This is a genomic window from Moorena sp. SIO3B2, from assembly GCF_010692525.1.
GTDB classification, from domain to species: Bacteria; Cyanobacteriota; Cyanobacteriia; order Cyanobacteriales; family Coleofasciculaceae; genus Moorena; species Moorena producens.
On sequence record NZ_JAAHHE010000006.1, the window covers coordinates 20,307 to 36,658 of the forward strand.

Genomic DNA, 16,352 nt, shown 5'->3' on the forward strand with positions numbered 1-16,352 from the left:
AAAACTAGAGGAGACGTAGCCATTGATTCCGGTCAAGCTTGATGAACATCTTATCTAAAACAGTTCCAGGGTTTTTAGTTCCAGGGTTTTTAATTGGGAGCATCGCCATCATTGCCGCAATTCCCACAGTGGTGATATCAACACCAGCTGCTAAAAATATTGCGCAACAGATTACTGTCCGGATTGATGGCCCAAAACAGGGAGGGAGTGGGATAATTGTTGAACGCCAAGCAAATATATATTATATCCTGACCAGTGCTCATGTGCTACAAAAAGCTGGCATCTACAGGATTCAAACCCCTGATGGCAATCGTTATCCTGTAGACTCCCGCTACATCAGACGGATGCCAGGGGTAGATTTAGCGATCTTACCTTTCACTAGCACCTCTAACTACCCAGTGGCTAGGTTAGGGAATTCCCAGCAAATCAGTGCAGGTCAAAGGGTTTATGTGGCTGGATGGCCCCGTTCTGGAGGTGCTTCTCAACAACGGCGGTTTATTAATAGCGAAGGACTGCTCACGGATGCTAGTTCTAAACTTCCTAGGGGATATGCTCTGAGTTATACCAATTTGGTGAGAATTGGGATGAGTGGTGGACCAGTATTAGACGATCAGGGGCGGGTAATTGGCATTAATGGTATGGTCAGATTAGTGGGCGATTCTGACACAATTGTGGCATCTGGGATTAGCATTGACACCTATTTAACCTGGCGCTCTCAGCTGAAACTGCCAACTCCTGTAAAGACTCCTCAAGTCGGTGTTTCTCCTACAGCTGCGTCTGCCAAGACCGGAACAGTTTTCTACAAGTTGACGAATACTCTCAAAGTAGGGACTGGCTCAGTGAGTTCTGTGGCGATTGGCACCGTTGCTCAAGGGAGATCAATACAAAAATCAGTACAAAAATTGATGGCCGCTAGTGGTCATAGTGATGGCACTATCTCCCTGTGGAATCTGTCCACTGGTCAATTAATTCGTACCTGGCGAGGTCACGGTGGTGCAGTGAATGCTGTGGCGATTAGTCCGGATGGTCAAACTTTAGTCAGTGGCGGTGATGACCGTATGATCAAGACCTGGAATCTTAACACGGGTAAACCTTTAAGTACCCTGACTGGACATCAAGATACAGTGGCGACTTTAGCCTTCAGTGGCGATAGCAAAACCTTAGTTAGTGGTAGCTGGGACAACACTATTAAGATTTGGCAGCTGCCTAAGGGTAAACTGTTGCATACCCTTACCGGACATTTAGGTTCGGTGAATTCTGTTGAAATCTCTCCTGATGGCAAAACCTTAGTCAGTGGTTCTCAAGATACAACTATTCGGCTGTGGAATCTAGCTACAGGTAAGTTAGTGCGTATCTTCAAGGGACATTCTCGATCGGTGTCGTCTGTAGCGATTAGTCTGGATGGGAAGACCTTAGCCAGTGGTGGAGGAGACGGCACGATTCGCTTGTGGAACCTTAACACTGGTAAATTGACTAGGACCTTGACGGGTCACACAGATGGGGTGTGGTCAGTAACGATGACTAGAGATGGAAGCACCCTGATTAGCGGTAGTTGGGATAAGACCATTAAGTTGTGGGATATGAGGAGCGCTCAGTTGAAAAGCACCTTAAATGGTCATTCGGGCTATGTTGTTGCTGTTGCTTTGAGCCAGGATGGTCAAACCCTAGTTAGTGGTGGTTGGGATCAGCAGATTAGAATTTGGAGCAAGCAAATATCTAATTAACCTGAGTTCAAGATAAGCGATTCGGCAAAGCCGACGCTTGGCCGTAGGCCACGCCAAAGGCGAACGCGAACGCACTCCTAAAGCAGTAATTGATAGCAAAGGGAACAGCGGATCTGGGAACAGGGAGCAGGCAGTAGGGAGTAGGGAGTAGGGAACAAAAATTATCACAATTCCTACACGGATTGCTAGATATCTGGTTAAAATTGGGTTCTGTTAATTGATAGGGTTGATCGCACTTATGAAGTAGAGTCTTTTTTGACGCTGATTCCCTTAAAACCCTCTTGACTATTGCCTATTGCCTATTGCCTATTGCCTTAAAAGGATAAGCAATGTCGCTCAAACGTTGCTGATAATTGCTATAAAAAATTGCTATAATAGATTTAGGTGTTGTCTAAACCATTAACCGGTCAAATAATCCCAGGCTTTAATAAATTCAACAATTTGGCTCACTGGAGGCAGGGTTGATACTGGTCTTGATGGTGTTGTAGTGTCTTCAGATTGCTCGCTCCAGCTTGATTGATTCATCAGATACTTCCCAAAATCTTGATTAGAATAAATACTTAATGAGTAGTCTCTAGAGTTAGTAATAATTGTCTGAGTCGGAGCAATAAAAAAGTTAGCCGATGATTTAATTTCTGGTGCTAACTTAACGGTTTTAATTGGTTTAATCTGCTCAATAGCTTGGCCAATATTTGTAATTAATTTATTGATTTGCTGTTTGTTTTGATTACTTAAAGTGTATATTGATCGTGAGGGTAGGCTATTTAATAGGGTCACAATATTGCGATGAGTTTGACCTCCATCTTTGAAGGGGACAATGGCCAAGTAAGCGATAATGAATAAGTCAGCGTTGTTGCTCGTAAAGGTAATGGTTGTTCTGCGGACACCCACCTCAATGCTGGGCGGTTGATTGAGGACTTCAGAAACATTGGCTATCTGATTATAAATCGAGGCTAAAGCCAAATTCCCTTTGAGGTCTAATGGTGTATCAACGATAATCTTTACTGTTGGGAGGGTCTCGTTGAAAAAGGTTTTGGCAGCTTCGGAAGACAGATGGATAATTTGACTTTGATCACCATCGGGACTTAAGTCAACCCATTCACAGATCAGTCCTTCGGTTTTGAGACCAAACCGGGAAACAGCATATAGTTTTGCCCCAGTCAGGGTAGCACCAGTCAAATCCGCTCCAATCCAATTGGCTTTAATCAGCCTGGCCTTACTAAGATCAGCGTGTACTAAACTGGTATTAACTAAATTGGCATTGCTCAAATCAGCCCCAACTAAGGTAGCTCCACTTAATTTAGCGTTGCTCAGATCAGCCCAACTGAGGTTTGCTCCACTTAAATCAGCCCAGCGTAGATTTGCCCCACTGAGATCAGCTCCCCTAAAATTGGCACAGGTGAGATTTCCTTGTCTGATTTCAACCCCTTTGAGATTGCTACCACTGAAATCGGCTTTGTGCAGATTTGTTCCGTTTAAGTGCGCTCCCTTCAAATTGGCTTGACTAAGGGTTGCCCCCCCTAGATTGGCTTCATTGAAGGTAGCGCGGCTGAGATTGGCTTGTCTGAGGGTGGCTTCTCGTAAATCAGCACCAGAGAGGTTTGCCCCAGTTAGATTTGCTCCACTTAGGGAACCACGAACCATCTCAGCACGAATCAGTGATGCCTGAATCAGTTGGGCACCTCTTAAATCAGCCCGAATCAAATTTGCGACATTGAGCTTTGCTTGTGTTAACTTGGCTTTATAGAGATTGGCACCACTGAGTCTAGCAATGTTTAAGTTGGCTCGGCGGAGGTTTGTGCCGCTCAAGTTAGCACCACTTAAGTTAGTTATACTCAGGTTAGCTTCACTCAAGTCGGCACCACTAAGAGTAGCGCCGCTTAGGTTCAGTTCCGTAAGATCCGCAGCTGTAAAATCTCTTACCCCTGCTGCATATTGTTGGATAATTTCCCTGACATTCATTACAATCTAACAAAAATTAATATTTATCATGGCATAGGCTCAATCTGGGTGAGAGATAATGAAAATTGGTATTGTAGGACTGGGATTGATGGGTGGGTCCCTGGGATTGGACTTGAGAGCACAAGGTCATCAGGTCTTGGGAGTCTCTCGTCAACCAAAAACCTGTCGATTCGCACTTGATCACGGCATTGTTGATGATGCGAGTATTGACTTAAGTATCCTAGCCACAGCAGAGGTTGTGTTTATTTGCACCCCAATAGCCGCGATCGCCTCTACTGTCAAGCATTTAGTCAACTATCTTTACAAGGATACCGTAATCACTGATATTGGTTCGGTCAAAATGCCAGTGGTTAGAGAAATAGCTCCCCTGTGGGAAAATTTTGTAGGTGGTCATCCGATGTCAGGAAGGGAATACAGTGGTGTGGAAGCTGCGGTGTCGAATCTATTTGTAGGAAACCCTTATGTACTGACCCCGATTGAGACAACACCACAACCAGCACTTGAGAAGGTGGAGGAGATTGTGCGATCGCTTAAGTCATTGGTTTACATCACAAGCCCGGAAAACCATGACCAAGCGGTAGCATGGATTTCTCATCTACCGGTGATGGTGAGTGGGAGTTTGATTGATGCTTGTATGCAGGAGACTGACCCAGTGGTTTTGAGGTTAGCCCAACAGTTAGCTAGTTCTGGTTTTCGTGATACTAGCCGTGTGGGGGGTGGTAATCCAGAACTGCGAGTAATGATGGCTCGTTACAATCAGGAGTCGATAATGCGTACGCTTGTAGGGTATCGCGATCGCCTTGACCAGATAATTGAGGTGATTGAACAGGAAGATTGGTCGAGTCTGGAAACAATCTTTGAAACTACTCACGTAGCGCGGAAAAAATTTGTTTCCTGAGTTTGTTTAGTTTGTTATTGAGGTAATTAAAAAGCGATCGCACCAACAATAACCTCAGTGGTTGAGTTCTGGGAGAAGGAATGGAGATATTTTGACTGCTATGTTATATTTATCCGTGGTAATAATAACATAGAAATACAGAAGTTCAGAATTTGGAAGAACGCTGATTAAGGTTAGCTCTCACATTACAAAACATTAGTGGTGGTTTGCGTATGCTCTCTAAATTTAGTGATACCGCAAATCAATTAACTGTTGTACAAACTTTTCGTTCCTAACTATTTCCAATCCCTTGACCTCCCAACCAACCCGTTGTCCAAGCACTCTGAAAATTAAATCCCCCGGTAATTCCATCAATATCGAGAATTTCCCCAGCAAAGTAAAGACCTGGACATTGGCGGCTTTCCATAGTCTTGAAATTAACCTGTTTGAGACTAACACCACCACAAGTAACAAACTCTTCCTTAAAAACTCCTTTACCTTGAATCAAATAGCGTCCTTGAGTCAGTTCTTGAACTAACTGATGTACGGTTTTTTTCGATAACTCAGCCCAACGGTTTTGTGCTCCCACTCCCACACTAGTCACTAAGCTCACCCAAAGGCGCTTTGGGATAGGAATAGGACAACTAGTAGTAATGAAGCGTCGAGGTAACTGGGATTTAACATCGAGGAGTAATTTACGCAATCGGTCTGGGTTGTAATCAGGAAGCCAATTGACCAACAACGGCATTTGATAATGGTGTTCGTGCAACACTCTCGCCCCCCAAGCAGAAAGCTTGAGTACCGCTGGACCACTTAAACCCCAGTGGGTAATTAGCAATGGTCCCGTTTGTTCCTTCAAAGTTTTACCAGCATCGGGTAATTTGAGGCAGACCTGTTTAACACTCACCCCAGCTAAATCCTGTAAACGAGAGTCTGGGATATTAAAGGTGAATAGAGAAGGAACCGGGGTTTCGATGGTATGACCTAAGGCTTTTGCCCAACGGTAGCCTAGGGGATTGCTACCAGTAGCAATCAAAACGCGATCGCATTTTATAGTCTCACCATTCCTCAACCCAATTTCAAATCCTCCTGGGGTCTGGTGTGGGGTGTCAGGAGTCGGGTGTTGGGAAGATTGCCGAGAGATCCACTTAACGGGATTACTAGTGCGAATCGTCACCCCTGCCCTCTTAGCCACTTGTAAGAGACAATCAACAATAGTTTCAGAACTATCAGTAATCGGAAACATCCTGCCATCCGTCTCAGTTTTCAGCTCAACACCGTGAGCCCCAAACCAAGCAATGGTATCCTTCGGTTGAAAGCGAGTGTAAGCTCCTCGCAATGCTTTGCTTCCCCTCGGGTAAGCTTGCACCAACTGGGCTGGGTCAAAGCAAGCATGAGTAACATTACAGCGTCCACCACCAGAGATGCGCACCTTCGATAATGGATGGCGTGAGGCTTCTAGCAGAGTGACATTGGTATGGGGATGAGTCGTTGCACAGGTAATTGCCCCAAAAAAACCAGCGGCTCCACCACCAATGACTACGACATTGAGATTTTGTGAATTATCCAAGGGAATCGGGAATCGGGAATCGGGAATCGGGAATCGGGAATCGGGAATCGGGAATTGGAAACAGGGAAAAAATCTGGTTTACCTTATTACTATCAGAACCGATAATTACCCTTAATCAAAATCTCCCCATCTCCCCATCTCCCCATTTCCCCATACTTCCATCTCTTTACCTTTTGCCTTCAAATCCTAGGATCGTCCTGGCAAATAGTACTTAAAGTCCCTTGAGCCTTGATAGTCAGTGACATTAGCCAATTCTTCTAGAGTTTGGACACCAGGGAGTAATTCGCCATTAATTTGCCAAGTAGGATAGGATTGAATTCCAGCAGCGATACAGGCTTCTGTCTGAGCATTTTTGCCATCACGAGCACACTCTATATAATCTATTTGAGAGAATGCCTGTTTTCCAAACAGTTGCTTCTGCTCATAGCAGTGTGGACACCAGTAAGCTCCGTATTTCTTAGCACCAACCTCAGTCAAATGACGCGCCAGATCAATTTCTGATTGACCAGAGGTTGTGGTAACTTTCCAGCCACCAATAGCTGCGTTTGGCGCACCAGAGGCTGTGGGAATTGGACCACCATTGTCTGCTGATGTGGCCACGGATTCTCCAACATTAGCATAAACTCCTAAGGTACCCACCAAGGTGATCATGCCCACGATCATACCGATAAAGAAAATTTGACCAATATCTTCCCAACTGCGACCCACAAGGGTTAGGACTAGCAGGCTAATGGCAAATAATGCTGAACTGATGCAGTATAGACATACTGCTTGGATCTCAAACGCTAGCAAGTACATCAAGTAGCTACTGAAAACTGTCATAGCTGCTGCACCTGCCAACAGCAATAACCAAGTCCAATTTTCTAGTTTTGAGCGAAGTCCCTTCTTTGGGTCTCCCTTGACTAACAACGGAGCCAAGGCAAATGTAGCCATACTGGTGTATGCCAGGAAGCCAAACAAGGTTAGTGGCTGACCAAATATACTAGCATAAGGGCTGGAAAGGACATCATTACAGCTAGAAGCATTACCTGCACCCGCGCTGCAAACTGCAGTACCACCTGTCAGTTTAACCACAGTCAGATAAGCAGTTAACAGGGCACCCACGACAGCGATCGCAGCAATCAGCTGACGGGACCAACGATAAATCCAGGGGGCAGAACGCCTGCGACTCACACTCATAATCTAGATAATTAGGAATAGGGGTTGCTTGAAAGTTCTAACTACTACGTTATCAAGTCAAACAACCAATAGACAGAAACCAAGGTGAGATACTGTTGATGCTCAACCTTGAACCTACCCTAGGGGAACGCCAAGGGCCAACAACATTTTTTAATTTAGAATGTAGAATTTAGAATTTAGAATTCTACATTCTGCATTCTACATTCTGCATTCTGACAGACAACCTACCCTAAGGGAACGCCTAGGGCGAACAACCTTCAACCGGCCAACCTTCAACCGGCCAACCTTCAACCGGCCAACCTTCAACCGGCCAACCTTCAACCGGCCAACCTTCAACCGGCCAACCTTCAACCTTCAACGGTCAAACAATTGGTTTTTGTTCTTGTTTAGCAGACACACTACTGCGTACTGCTTCCACAAATTGACTGACCCGAATCGGGTCAATAGGTTGATCAATTTGTCCACGACGCTTGAGGGAACTAGAAACAATTACCCCATCAGCATATTGCATCAGGGTGGAAATATTTTCCCAATTAGCGCCACTGCCAATAAACACTGGTTTGCCCTTAGCCGCCGCCGAGGCTAACACCAGGTCTTGGGGATTAGTAGGAGTACCGGTTCCCCAGCCAGATAGAATCACACCATCAGCTAACCCCCGCTCTATAGTTTCTTGTACAGCTATGGTGATATTCGGTGATTCCAAAGGTTGTCCATGTTTAACCAGAACATCAGCAAGAATCTTAACATCACTACCCAGTGCCCGACGGTAGCGCAAGAGTGTATGAGCCTGTCCCTCAATTAAGCCCTGATCTGTTGCCATAATCCCAGTCAGAACATTAACGCGGATAAATTTAGCCCCTACACAAGTAGCAATTGCCAAAGCACTATGAGCATCATTGCGTAAAATATTGATCCCTATTGGTATGGGAACCAGGTTCATCAGTCGCTGGACTATGATCGTCATGGTACTGACTACTGCTGGATCGACCTGGTTTTTGGTAAATGGGGCGTCGAAAAAATTCTCAACAATCACCCCATCCACTCCACCAGAGCCTAAGGCGGTGACCTCTTGCTCGGCTCGGTCAATCACAGCTTGCAGGCTACCGCCCCAGCGCGGGGAAGTAGGGAGTGGCAGCAAATGCACAACTCCTATGATTGGATTCGGTGTCTGGAAAATTTGCTCTAAGTTCACAATCCTGGGATGTTTGGAAGCCCCATCTCATCAGGGAGCGGGGAGGAAAAGGTACAGATAGAGCGGACCAGCGCCCCCTGTAGAAAACTTGGGAATTGAGAGTAGGGTCGGATGCCGTTTCTGGCATCGGTCTACCACTGGCATTAATGGTGCGGTGCGACAAGGCGCGAGGTTCAACGCCCACACCGAACGCGCACCAAGAGAAAAGCTATGGTGCTTACTCTTTTGATCAAACCTGGGATTTAGTTCGACCGGTTGCTAAAACCAGTCGCTCAAACCAATTGTATCGGTCAGTGCTATCCCCAAAGCAAGCACCAAAATTCCTGAAGACCATTTCTAGTGGTGCTAGGTTAACAGCGGTGCGACAGCGATGCAGCGAGGTAGCGCGGTCTTGGGGGGAACCCCCACTCGCGCTTTGCATCAAGACAAGGCGCGAGGTTCCCTCGCCAAGGGAACGCGCACCAAGAGAGAGGTTAGCCGTAAAACTACTGCATCTGTTTTTGATGCGTACTTATTCTAGGTCAAAGGTAAAATAGGATTATATATATTACCAGTAGATTGTACCGATACTTTTTAGCTACCAAAGTCTACCAAGATAGACCCTAGCCCGCCAATGCAAGATGCTTTCACATCCAGGGGGTATCTCCGCGCTTCTCTGACGGAATATCCCGCGAGCGCCATAAAAATTCCAAAAAATTTGGTTCCACCGTAGGTCGAGAGCGCAACTATTAAACCCTTGGTTTTCGGCTTTAATTTAAGTTACATAATAATCCCTGTCGGTGTTACCCTAATTCAAGTCTAACAAATAATAAGAGTTTTTGGTAGACTCTGCAACATTTTCTCTAGCTGTTTACTAACCTTTGTCCTGTCAACTTTGAGCTTTCCGACCGCAATTGCTTAACAGCCGAGATCAGCACTACTCGATTTAATAACTGTAGTAGCGCTCCCCCGCTCCCCCATAGAGGAATATTACCAACGGGGGTCTGTTGGAGTCACGATCCCGACGATGGCATGATTGGCTGTGGGGAATATTTTTAGATTTCCTAATATTTTTTTGAATATTTTAATAAAATTTAATTTACAATTAGTGTATAGGTTTTGATAGTGAAATCAACATGGAACATCAGTACTAGTAAATTAGGAGAGCAGATTAGGAGTTGAGCACATCACTGACACACCAAACTCAATCACACCAAGCTCAATCACACCAAGCTCAATCACACTAAGCTCAATCACACCAAGCTCAATCACACCAAGCTCAATCACACCAAGCTCAATCACACCAAGCTCAATCAATGGTGTAAGGTTCTGCTAAAGGGCAGTAGGTTATGTGACTAAGCTGTAGTACAATATAAGATGATGAATGAATGGGCAAAAAGCCAACTGTAGCAATATCTCACTTGGGCTGCGAGAAAAATCGCATTGATACCGAACATATGCTGGGTCTGCTGGTTCAGGCAGGATACCAGGTTGATGCCAATGAAGAATTAGCTGACTATGTTATTGTAAATACCTGTAGTTTTATAGAAGAAGCGCGGCGAGAATCAGTCCGGACGCTGGTAGAACTGGCGGAAGCTAATCAAAAAATTGTGATCACCGGCTGTATGGCTCAACACTTCCAAAGCCAACTACTGGAAGAGTTGCCTGAGGCAGTGGCAGTGGTGGGAACCGGGGACTACCATAAAATAGTAGATGTAATCCAAAGAGTAGAAACAGGCGATCGCGTTCAAGAGGTTTCTACTGAACCAAGCTACATTGCTGACGAAACAACGCCACGCTACCGAACAACTTCTGAAGGGGTTGCTTACCTGCGGGTGGCAGAAGGGTGTGATTACCGCTGTTCCTTCTGTATCATTCCGCACCTCCGGGGAAAGCAGCGATCGCGTACCATAGAATCCATTGTTGCGGAAGCCGAGCAGTTGGCATCTCAAGGGGTTCAAGAGCTGATTTTAATTTCGCAAATCACCACCAACTATGGTTTAGACATATACAGTGAACCAAAACTGGCAGAACTGTTGAGAGCATTAGGTGAAGTAGACATCCCCTGGATTCGGATCCACTACGCCTATCCCACCGGTTTAACCCCATCCGTCATTAAAGCCATTCAGGAAACTCATAATGTTCTTCCTTATCTCGATTTGCCTCTACAGCACTCCCATCCAGAAATCCTCCGCTCCATGAACCGTCCTTGGCAGGGACGAGTAAATGACGCTATCATCAAGCAACTCAAAACTGCACTTCCTGATGCAGTGTTGCGAACCACCTTTATTGTCGGGTTTCCCGGCGAGACAGAGCAGCACTTTGAACACTTGCTGGAATTTGTCCAGCATCATGAATGTGACCATGTTGGAGTGTTTACCTTTTCTGCGGAGGAGGGAACAGCAGCATACAAATTGCCTAATCAGTTGCCCCAAGGGGTGATGGATGCCAGACGGGATGCCCTGATGGCAGTTCAGCAACCGATTTCCTTAAAAAAAAATCAAAACTGTCTGGGCAAGATAGTTGATGTTCTCATAGAACAAGAAAATCCCTTAACGGGTGAATTAATTGGTCGTAGTGCCAGGTTTGCTCCTGAGGTGGATGGATTGGTCTACGTTCAAGGTGATGCCTCTTTAGGAACCATAGTATCAGTAGAAATTACTGATAGTGATGTCTACGACTTGTATGGTTCTGTAGTACTACCTCCTTAAAAAAGCTACAGGCTTTAACTAGGGGCTGGAATTAAACACTCCACCACTAGGGGAAGTAATCTGGTCAATCCTGAACCAGACCTGATCCAAGGTCTTTTAGATTATGGAGCTGTAGACAAGGTGTCTAGCCTTGTGAAAAGCCGGTGTCTGTCGCCCATAGTTCTGTCGCCCATAGTAATGGCAGACTAAACGGCAGACTAAACGGCACAGTAAACGGCACACTTAAAAGACCTGCTTAGGGGGTAAAAACTAGCTGAGCGGTGCATCAATTCAGCTTTGAGGGTCAAATTTGGGATGATTTACCCCACCCGAATCCAACGGGCAATACCTAGCTAGCGATGCAGAGGTGCGACCCGTGGCGAATTTAATTCGCCAAGGTCAAACGCACCATTACGGTCTTGGGGAGGCAGCGCGGTCTTGGGGGTTCCCCCCATGAGCGACTGCCGTGGTTTCCCCCACTCGCTATTGCATCAAGACAAGGAGCCACCCTCAACCTGACAAGCGATGCAGAGGTGCGACCCGTGGCGAATTTAATTCGCCAACGGAAAGCGCACCTAAGCGGTCTTGGGGGTTTCCCCCACTCGCTATTGCATCAAGACACTGTGTCTAGGGCATTAACCATTGCGTCTGTAAGACGTGTTCTTGTGGGATGAACCTACTCTCAAGCTTTTAGGCACACTAAATAGGTCGCAACAGACCCCAGCTGATGGTGACAGCCATGCAGAGGTGCGACCCGTGGCGAATTTAATTCGCCAAGGTCAAACGCACCATTACCGACCTGAGGGGGGTTAACCCAAAGCGCGACTGCATCAAGACAAGGTGCAACGCGCGGAGTTGATGCCTATCAACACCAAATGGGTGGAAACTAAACCGCTTTCTACTCATGTAATCTCATCATAGGTGTCTCAAGGCAAAAGCCATGGTGAGTCAAACTTGATGGCTCACTGTCTTTATAGCCATGACAATGTTTCCTGACACGTTCAACTACTAACTTAACTTTCTGACTTACCAGAAAAAAAACCACAACTAACCAACGAAAAATCGAAAAATAACTTATGACCGTTTCTTTCCAAAGCCTGGGATTGTCTGAATCTTGTGTAAGCCAACTCGAAAAAATCGGCTTCACTACACCTACTACTATCCAAGCCCAAGCTATTCCTGAACTGCTCAATGGCCATGATGTACTCGGTATGTCTCAAACCGGTACTGGCAAAACAGCAGCGTTTTCCCTACCAATGCTAGATCGCATTGACTTGGACAAGCGAACCGTACAAGCCTTAATTCTAACCCCAACCCGAGAGTTAGCCCAGCAAGTTAACCAAGCGATTCGGGACTTCAGTGAGGACCGTCGATTGCATATACTAACCGTCTGCGGTGGTCAGTCCATTGAGCGGCAAATTCGGATGCTGTACAAAGGCGCTCAGATTGTGGTAGGAACTCCCGGACGGGTGATTGACTTGCTAGACCGGGGAGACCTTAAGCTGGAAAACCTGAGCTGGGTGGTACTTGATGAAGCCGATGAAATGTTAAGCATGGGCTTTATCGATGATGTTAAGAAAATCCTGCAACAGACTCCCGAAGATCGTCAGACTACTTGCTTCTCAGCAACTATGCCCCGGCCAATTCAGGACCTAGTCAGCAAGTTCCTGAAATCCCCGGTCACTGTTAAAGTTCAGCAATCGAAAGCAGCACCAGCGCGCATTGAACAGCGAGTTTACATGGTACCCCGTGGCTGCTCAAAAATCAGGGCTCTCCATCCGATTCTGGAACTGGAAGACCCAGAAGCTTCAATCATTTTTGTGCGGACACGAAAAGCTGCTGCTGAACTAACGAACCAATTACAAGCGGCTGGTCACAGTGTAGATGAGTACCACGGTGATTTGAGTCAGAGTCAGCGGGAGCGGTTATTATATCGGTTCCGGAAAAATCAAGTGCGTTGGGTAGTAGCAACCGATATTGCTGCTCGTGGTCTAGATGTGGATCATCTCACCCACGTGATCAATTTTGACCTGCCAGATCAAGTCGAAAGCTACATTCACCGCATTGGTCGTACCGGTCGTGCTGGTAAGACAGGAACAGCAATTACCCTGATTCAACCTTTTGAACGCCGTAAACTCTACCAGATTGAGCGCAAGGTGCGGCAACGGTTGGAAGTTACCCGGATTCCGACCCGCTCACAAATTGAGGCCCGGCGCTTAGAAAGACTTCAGGCAGAGTTACAGGAAGCTTTATCAGGGGAACGGATGGCTTCTTTCTTGCCAGTTGTACGGGAGTTGGAAGAAGAATATGATGCTCATGCGATCGCAGCGGCAGCATTGCAATTGTTCTATGACAAAACTCAACCCCCCATTAGTGACGATCTCGAAGAACGAATGGTGGAACGTCCCAAACTGCGGCTTAACACAGATAAACGCCATCGCACAGAAAAACCCAGAAAGCCTGTGATTCAGAATCAGTCAAGATAAGATAGACAAAGATGAAGTGTAAAGGATGAAGGCGTATTGGATGAAGTAGCCAAATATACCAGTTGCTGAGTAAGCAATAAAAATCAATGGAAGGGTTGACATCTCATAACCTTCATGCTTCATGCTTCATGCTTCATACTTCACACTTCACACTTGATACTTCACCCTTAATACTTCCCTAACCAAACGTGGCTTCAAGTCTGTCTGTTTCTGATTCGTCTACTGTGAGTGGTGGCATTTCTACTTCACTCAACTGGCCTGGCTTAGTTGAGGCTTACCGTCCTTATTTGCCAGTCACTGACTCCACACCAGTGGTAACCTTACTCGAAGGTAATACTCCCCTAATTCCTGTGCCCACTATTGCCAAAATTATTGGCAGAGGAGTAAAGGTACTGGTGAAATATGACGGTCTCAATCCTACCGGTAGTTTTAAAGACCGGGGAATGACCATGGCGATTTCAAAAGCTAAGGAAGCAGGAGACCAGGCGGTAATCTGTGCTAGTACCGGAAATACCTCGGCATCAGCAGCAGCCTACGCTAGTCGGGGGGGAATGCGGGCATTTGTGATTGTTCCTGATGGTTATGTGGCTCTGGGGAAATTAGCCCAAGCGTTGGTATATGGAGCAACAGTAATAGCGATTAAGGGAAATTTTGATGACTGCTTGAAAATTGTCCGGAAAATGGCATCAAAGTATCCCGTGACCTTGGTCAATTCCGTCAATCCTTATCGCTTAGAAGGTCAAAAGACAGCTGCGTTTGAAATAGTGGACAACTTAGGTGATGCTCCTGATTGGCTGTGCATACCAGTGGGGAATGCTGGCAATATTTGTGCCTACTGGATGGGATTTTGCGAGTACCATGAACACGGGAAATGCGATCGCTTACCCCAAATGATGGGATTTCAAGCATCTGGAGCATCTCCGATTGTCGCTGGCAAAGTCCTAGAGCATCCCGAAACCATTGCAACCGCAATTCGGGTGGGCAACCCAGCTAGCTGGGAAAAAGCGATCGCAGCCCAAGAAGCTAGTAAAGGGGCATTTAATAGCGTTACCGATCAAGAAATTTTAGATGCCTATCGGTTATTGGCATCCCAAGAAGGAATTTTTTGTGAACCAGCGAGCGCTACATCAGTAGCTGGTTTGTTGAAAGTAAAAGACCAGGTACCCACAGGAGCAACCGTGGTTTGTGTACTGACAGGTAATGGTCTCAAAGATCCAGATACTGCAATCGAACACAGCAACAACCCATTGACAGAAGGGATTGAGCCGACAACTGCTGCTGTGGCAGAGGTGATCGGGTTAAAGCCAACAGAGGGTTAGGGATGGGTCGTAACTTCGGTGGTTAGGTTGAACGCGATCGCTTGGCCTATTGGCCAAGGTTATTTGGTTGAAGGTTATTTAGTTGAAGGTTAACCGGTTGTTAGGTTAGTTGTTAGGTTAAAGGTTATTTGCTTGTTCGCCTTTGGCGTTCGGTGTAGGGTAGATTAACCGGTTGGTTGAACGCGACGCGCGTGCCTATTGGCCAAGGTTTAGCGCCCACATCTACCAATTTACCTGGTGCTGGATATTTCAGACCTAAGTAGATTCTTGAGCAACGGTCATAGAGGACTTGCCTTAGGAGTAGGATGCTCACTGCTAGCATAACACCTAGTAAAATCCATTTCAGCCAAAATATCATTAGACTAAATTGAACACGGAAACAGCAACTGCATCCCTACTCCCTACTCCCTACTCCCTACTCCCTACTCCCTATAACCCAGGACTAAAGTCCCTGATCCAATTGAGAGCTGCTATATAAATTGGGATAATCTAAGAGTCGAGTTCTCTCAAACCCAATTGGTAGTTGATTTAATCGACTTAATTCCTGATCAATGTGATTAATGAAGTACTTCATTTCTCTAGGATTGCCATGGATATCTTGACCTGTGACCAAGTAGCTATTTACCTCATTCTTTAGAGATGCATAGTTCAGGTATAACTGTTTGTTATTGACAATACTGTCCTCATACCGGAATAATCCAGGAAGATTTCCAAACATAATAGCTGATGCTGAAACCACTACGAAGATATTAATCACATAAGGGTGAGTACTATTCCAACCTGCTCGAATAATAAAGAGTAAACAAATTCCTGCTACAATCGCTGTACCATAGGTCATTAACTTAGACATATAGTAATTGTTGTAGAAGAATGTCATCATTTTAAAATGCCTTTGGTCTCGCGCTTGGATTTCTTGGATTTGGTCACTAATTCTTTCTTGTTCAAGGGGAGCAGCCTCAGCGATGGTCTCAGTATAGGCAACTGGTGCTCTTGGGGGTAACAACCACTTTTGGGTTTGGTAGTTACCTAAGGAATAGAGAAAGATTACTCCTACAGTAATCAGTAAAACCAATACAGAAGTTAAGGCGATATGTCCAATCAGTGGCTTAGACCAAAATTTTGGCTGAGTTAAGCCTATTTTATTAGTTTCCTGATTCTCCGTTTTGACAACGGTTTCAATGGTTTCATGATTATGAGTTGTTGTCGAATTTCCTTTCTCGATGTCGATAGCTGAAGATTTATTAAACTCTAACATTAGCTTGACCTCCAAGGGGCGGACATTTGGTTTTTTATTGGGATTCGTTTTTTGATTCGGATATGGATTTAGCACCATCAACTTTAAAAGGGTATTCAATCACTACTCGTTTGTCAATT

The 16,352-nt window shown here is 45.7% G+C and carries 14 protein-coding genes and 1 pseudogene; 9 read left to right on the forward strand and 6 right to left on the reverse strand.

What is annotated here, in order from left to right; all coding sequences use genetic code 11:
* Positions 1-41: 41 nt before the first annotated feature.
* Positions 42-1,724: a trypsin-like peptidase domain-containing protein gene (locus F6K38_RS02475; RefSeq protein WP_008177620.1), complete on the forward strand. Its 1,683-nt coding sequence runs from the start codon at positions 42-44 to the stop codon at positions 1,722-1,724.
* 399 nt (positions 1,725-2,123) lie between these two features.
* On the opposite strand, the gene F6K38_RS02480 is transcribed toward F6K38_RS02475, so the two are convergent.
* Positions 2,124-3,686, reverse strand: coding sequence for a pentapeptide repeat-containing protein (locus F6K38_RS02480; protein ID WP_287356001.1), 1,563 nt, complete (start codon positions 3,684-3,686; stop codon positions 2,124-2,126).
* Between the two features lie 58 nt (positions 3,687-3,744).
* Here F6K38_RS02480 and F6K38_RS02485 point away from each other — a divergent pair, with 58 nt between their 5' ends.
* Entirely contained in the window at positions 3,745-4,584 is an 840-nt protein-coding gene (locus tag F6K38_RS02485) for a prephenate/arogenate dehydrogenase (protein ID WP_008177615.1), read from the forward strand.
* Between the two features lie 271 nt (positions 4,585-4,855).
* Here F6K38_RS02485 and F6K38_RS02490 read toward each other — a convergent pair whose 3' ends face one another.
* The gene (locus F6K38_RS02490; RefSeq protein ID WP_008177613.1) at positions 4,856-6,133 is read right to left on the reverse strand and encodes a BaiN/RdsA family NAD(P)/FAD-dependent oxidoreductase; all 1,278 of its coding nucleotides are present in this window, start codon (positions 6,131-6,133) and stop codon (positions 4,856-4,858) included.
* Between F6K38_RS02490 and F6K38_RS02495 the strand changes: the two genes are divergently transcribed.
* Entirely contained in the window at positions 6,121-6,348 is a 228-nt protein-coding gene (locus F6K38_RS02495; protein WP_071986764.1) for a hypothetical protein, read from the forward strand. The two genes, F6K38_RS02490 and F6K38_RS02495, sit on opposite strands and share 13 nt — an antisense overlap.
* On the opposite strand, the gene F6K38_RS02500 is transcribed toward F6K38_RS02495, so the two are convergent.
* Entirely contained in the window at positions 6,320-7,312 is a 993-nt protein-coding gene (locus tag F6K38_RS02500) for a vitamin K epoxide reductase family protein (protein WP_008177610.1), read from the reverse strand. The genes F6K38_RS02495 and F6K38_RS02500 overlap by 29 nt on opposite strands.
* A 361-nt stretch (positions 7,313-7,673) precedes the next feature.
* Positions 7,674-8,504 carry a photosystem I biogenesis protein BtpA gene (gene btpA, locus F6K38_RS02505; protein WP_008177609.1) on the reverse strand — a complete coding sequence of 277 codons (831 nt, stop codon included), beginning with the start codon at positions 8,502-8,504 and terminating at the stop codon, positions 7,674-7,676.
* A gap of 95 nt (positions 8,505-8,599) precedes the next feature.
* Between btpA and F6K38_RS02510 the strand changes: the two genes are divergently transcribed.
* From F6K38_RS02510 to thrC, 6 genes and pseudogenes are all read left to right on the forward strand, one after another.
* Positions 8,600-9,040, forward strand: coding sequence for a hypothetical protein (locus F6K38_RS02510; protein ID WP_131827034.1), 441 nt, complete (start codon positions 8,600-8,602; stop codon positions 9,038-9,040).
* Positions 9,041-9,740: 700 nt separating this feature from the next.
* Positions 9,741-9,842, forward strand: a pseudogene (locus F6K38_RS43190) (hypothetical protein); the annotation flags it as partial.
* A 29-nt stretch (positions 9,843-9,871) separates the two neighbouring features.
* Positions 9,872-11,194 (forward strand): 30S ribosomal protein S12 methylthiotransferase RimO, encoded by a 1,323-nt coding sequence (rimO, locus tag F6K38_RS02520; RefSeq protein WP_008177602.1) that lies wholly within the window; start codon positions 9,872-9,874, stop codon positions 11,192-11,194.
* Positions 11,195-11,715: 521 nt separating this feature from the next.
* Positions 11,716-11,847, forward strand: a complete 132-nt coding sequence (locus tag F6K38_RS02525) for a hypothetical protein (RefSeq protein ID WP_287310490.1) — start codon at positions 11,716-11,718, stop codon at positions 11,845-11,847.
* 402 nt (positions 11,848-12,249) lie between these two features.
* Entirely contained in the window at positions 12,250-13,659 is a 1,410-nt protein-coding gene (locus tag F6K38_RS02530) for a DEAD/DEAH box helicase (protein ID WP_287310492.1), read from the forward strand.
* A 200-nt stretch (positions 13,660-13,859) separates the two neighbouring features.
* Entirely contained in the window at positions 13,860-14,978 is a 1,119-nt protein-coding gene (gene thrC, locus F6K38_RS02535) for a threonine synthase (RefSeq protein WP_438941752.1), read from the forward strand.
* Between the two features lie 124 nt (positions 14,979-15,102).
* Here thrC and F6K38_RS02540 read toward each other — a convergent pair whose 3' ends face one another.
* Together F6K38_RS02540 and F6K38_RS02545 are read right to left on the reverse strand one after the other, a co-directional pair.
* The gene (locus F6K38_RS02540) at positions 15,103-15,336 is read right to left on the reverse strand and encodes a hypothetical protein (RefSeq protein WP_143764178.1); all 234 of its coding nucleotides are present in this window, start codon (positions 15,334-15,336) and stop codon (positions 15,103-15,105) included.
* A gap of 84 nt (positions 15,337-15,420) precedes the next feature.
* The gene (locus tag F6K38_RS02545) at positions 15,421-16,233 is read right to left on the reverse strand and encodes a hypothetical protein (RefSeq protein WP_131827032.1); all 813 of its coding nucleotides are present in this window, start codon (positions 16,231-16,233) and stop codon (positions 15,421-15,423) included.
* Positions 16,234-16,352: the final 119 nt, after the last annotated feature.

Excerpts from the sequence above, each read along its gene's own strand:
- F6K38_RS02475 (WP_008177620.1), top strand. The coding sequence starts at position 42 with ATGAACATCTTATCTAAAACAGTTCCAGGGTTTTTAGTTCCAGGGTTT.
- F6K38_RS02480 (WP_287356001.1), bottom strand. The coding sequence starts at position 3,686 with ATGAATGTCAGGGAAATTATCCAACAATATGCAGCAGGGGTAAGAGAT.
- F6K38_RS02485 (WP_008177615.1), top strand. The coding sequence starts at position 3,745 with ATGAAAATTGGTATTGTAGGACTGGGATTGATGGGTGGGTCCCTGGGA.
- F6K38_RS02500 (WP_008177610.1), bottom strand. The coding sequence starts at position 7,312 with ATGAGTGTGAGTCGCAGGCGTTCTGCCCCCTGGATTTATCGTTGGTCC.
- rimO (WP_008177602.1), top strand. The coding sequence starts at position 9,872 with ATGGGCAAAAAGCCAACTGTAGCAATATCTCACTTGGGCTGCGAGAAA.
- F6K38_RS02530 (WP_287310492.1), top strand. The coding sequence starts at position 12,250 with ATGACCGTTTCTTTCCAAAGCCTGGGATTGTCTGAATCTTGTGTAAGC.
- F6K38_RS02540 (WP_143764178.1), bottom strand. The coding sequence starts at position 15,336 with ATGATATTTTGGCTGAAATGGATTTTACTAGGTGTTATGCTAGCAGTG.
- F6K38_RS02545 (WP_131827032.1), bottom strand. The coding sequence starts at position 16,233 with ATGTTAGAGTTTAATAAATCTTCAGCTATCGACATCGAGAAAGGAAAT.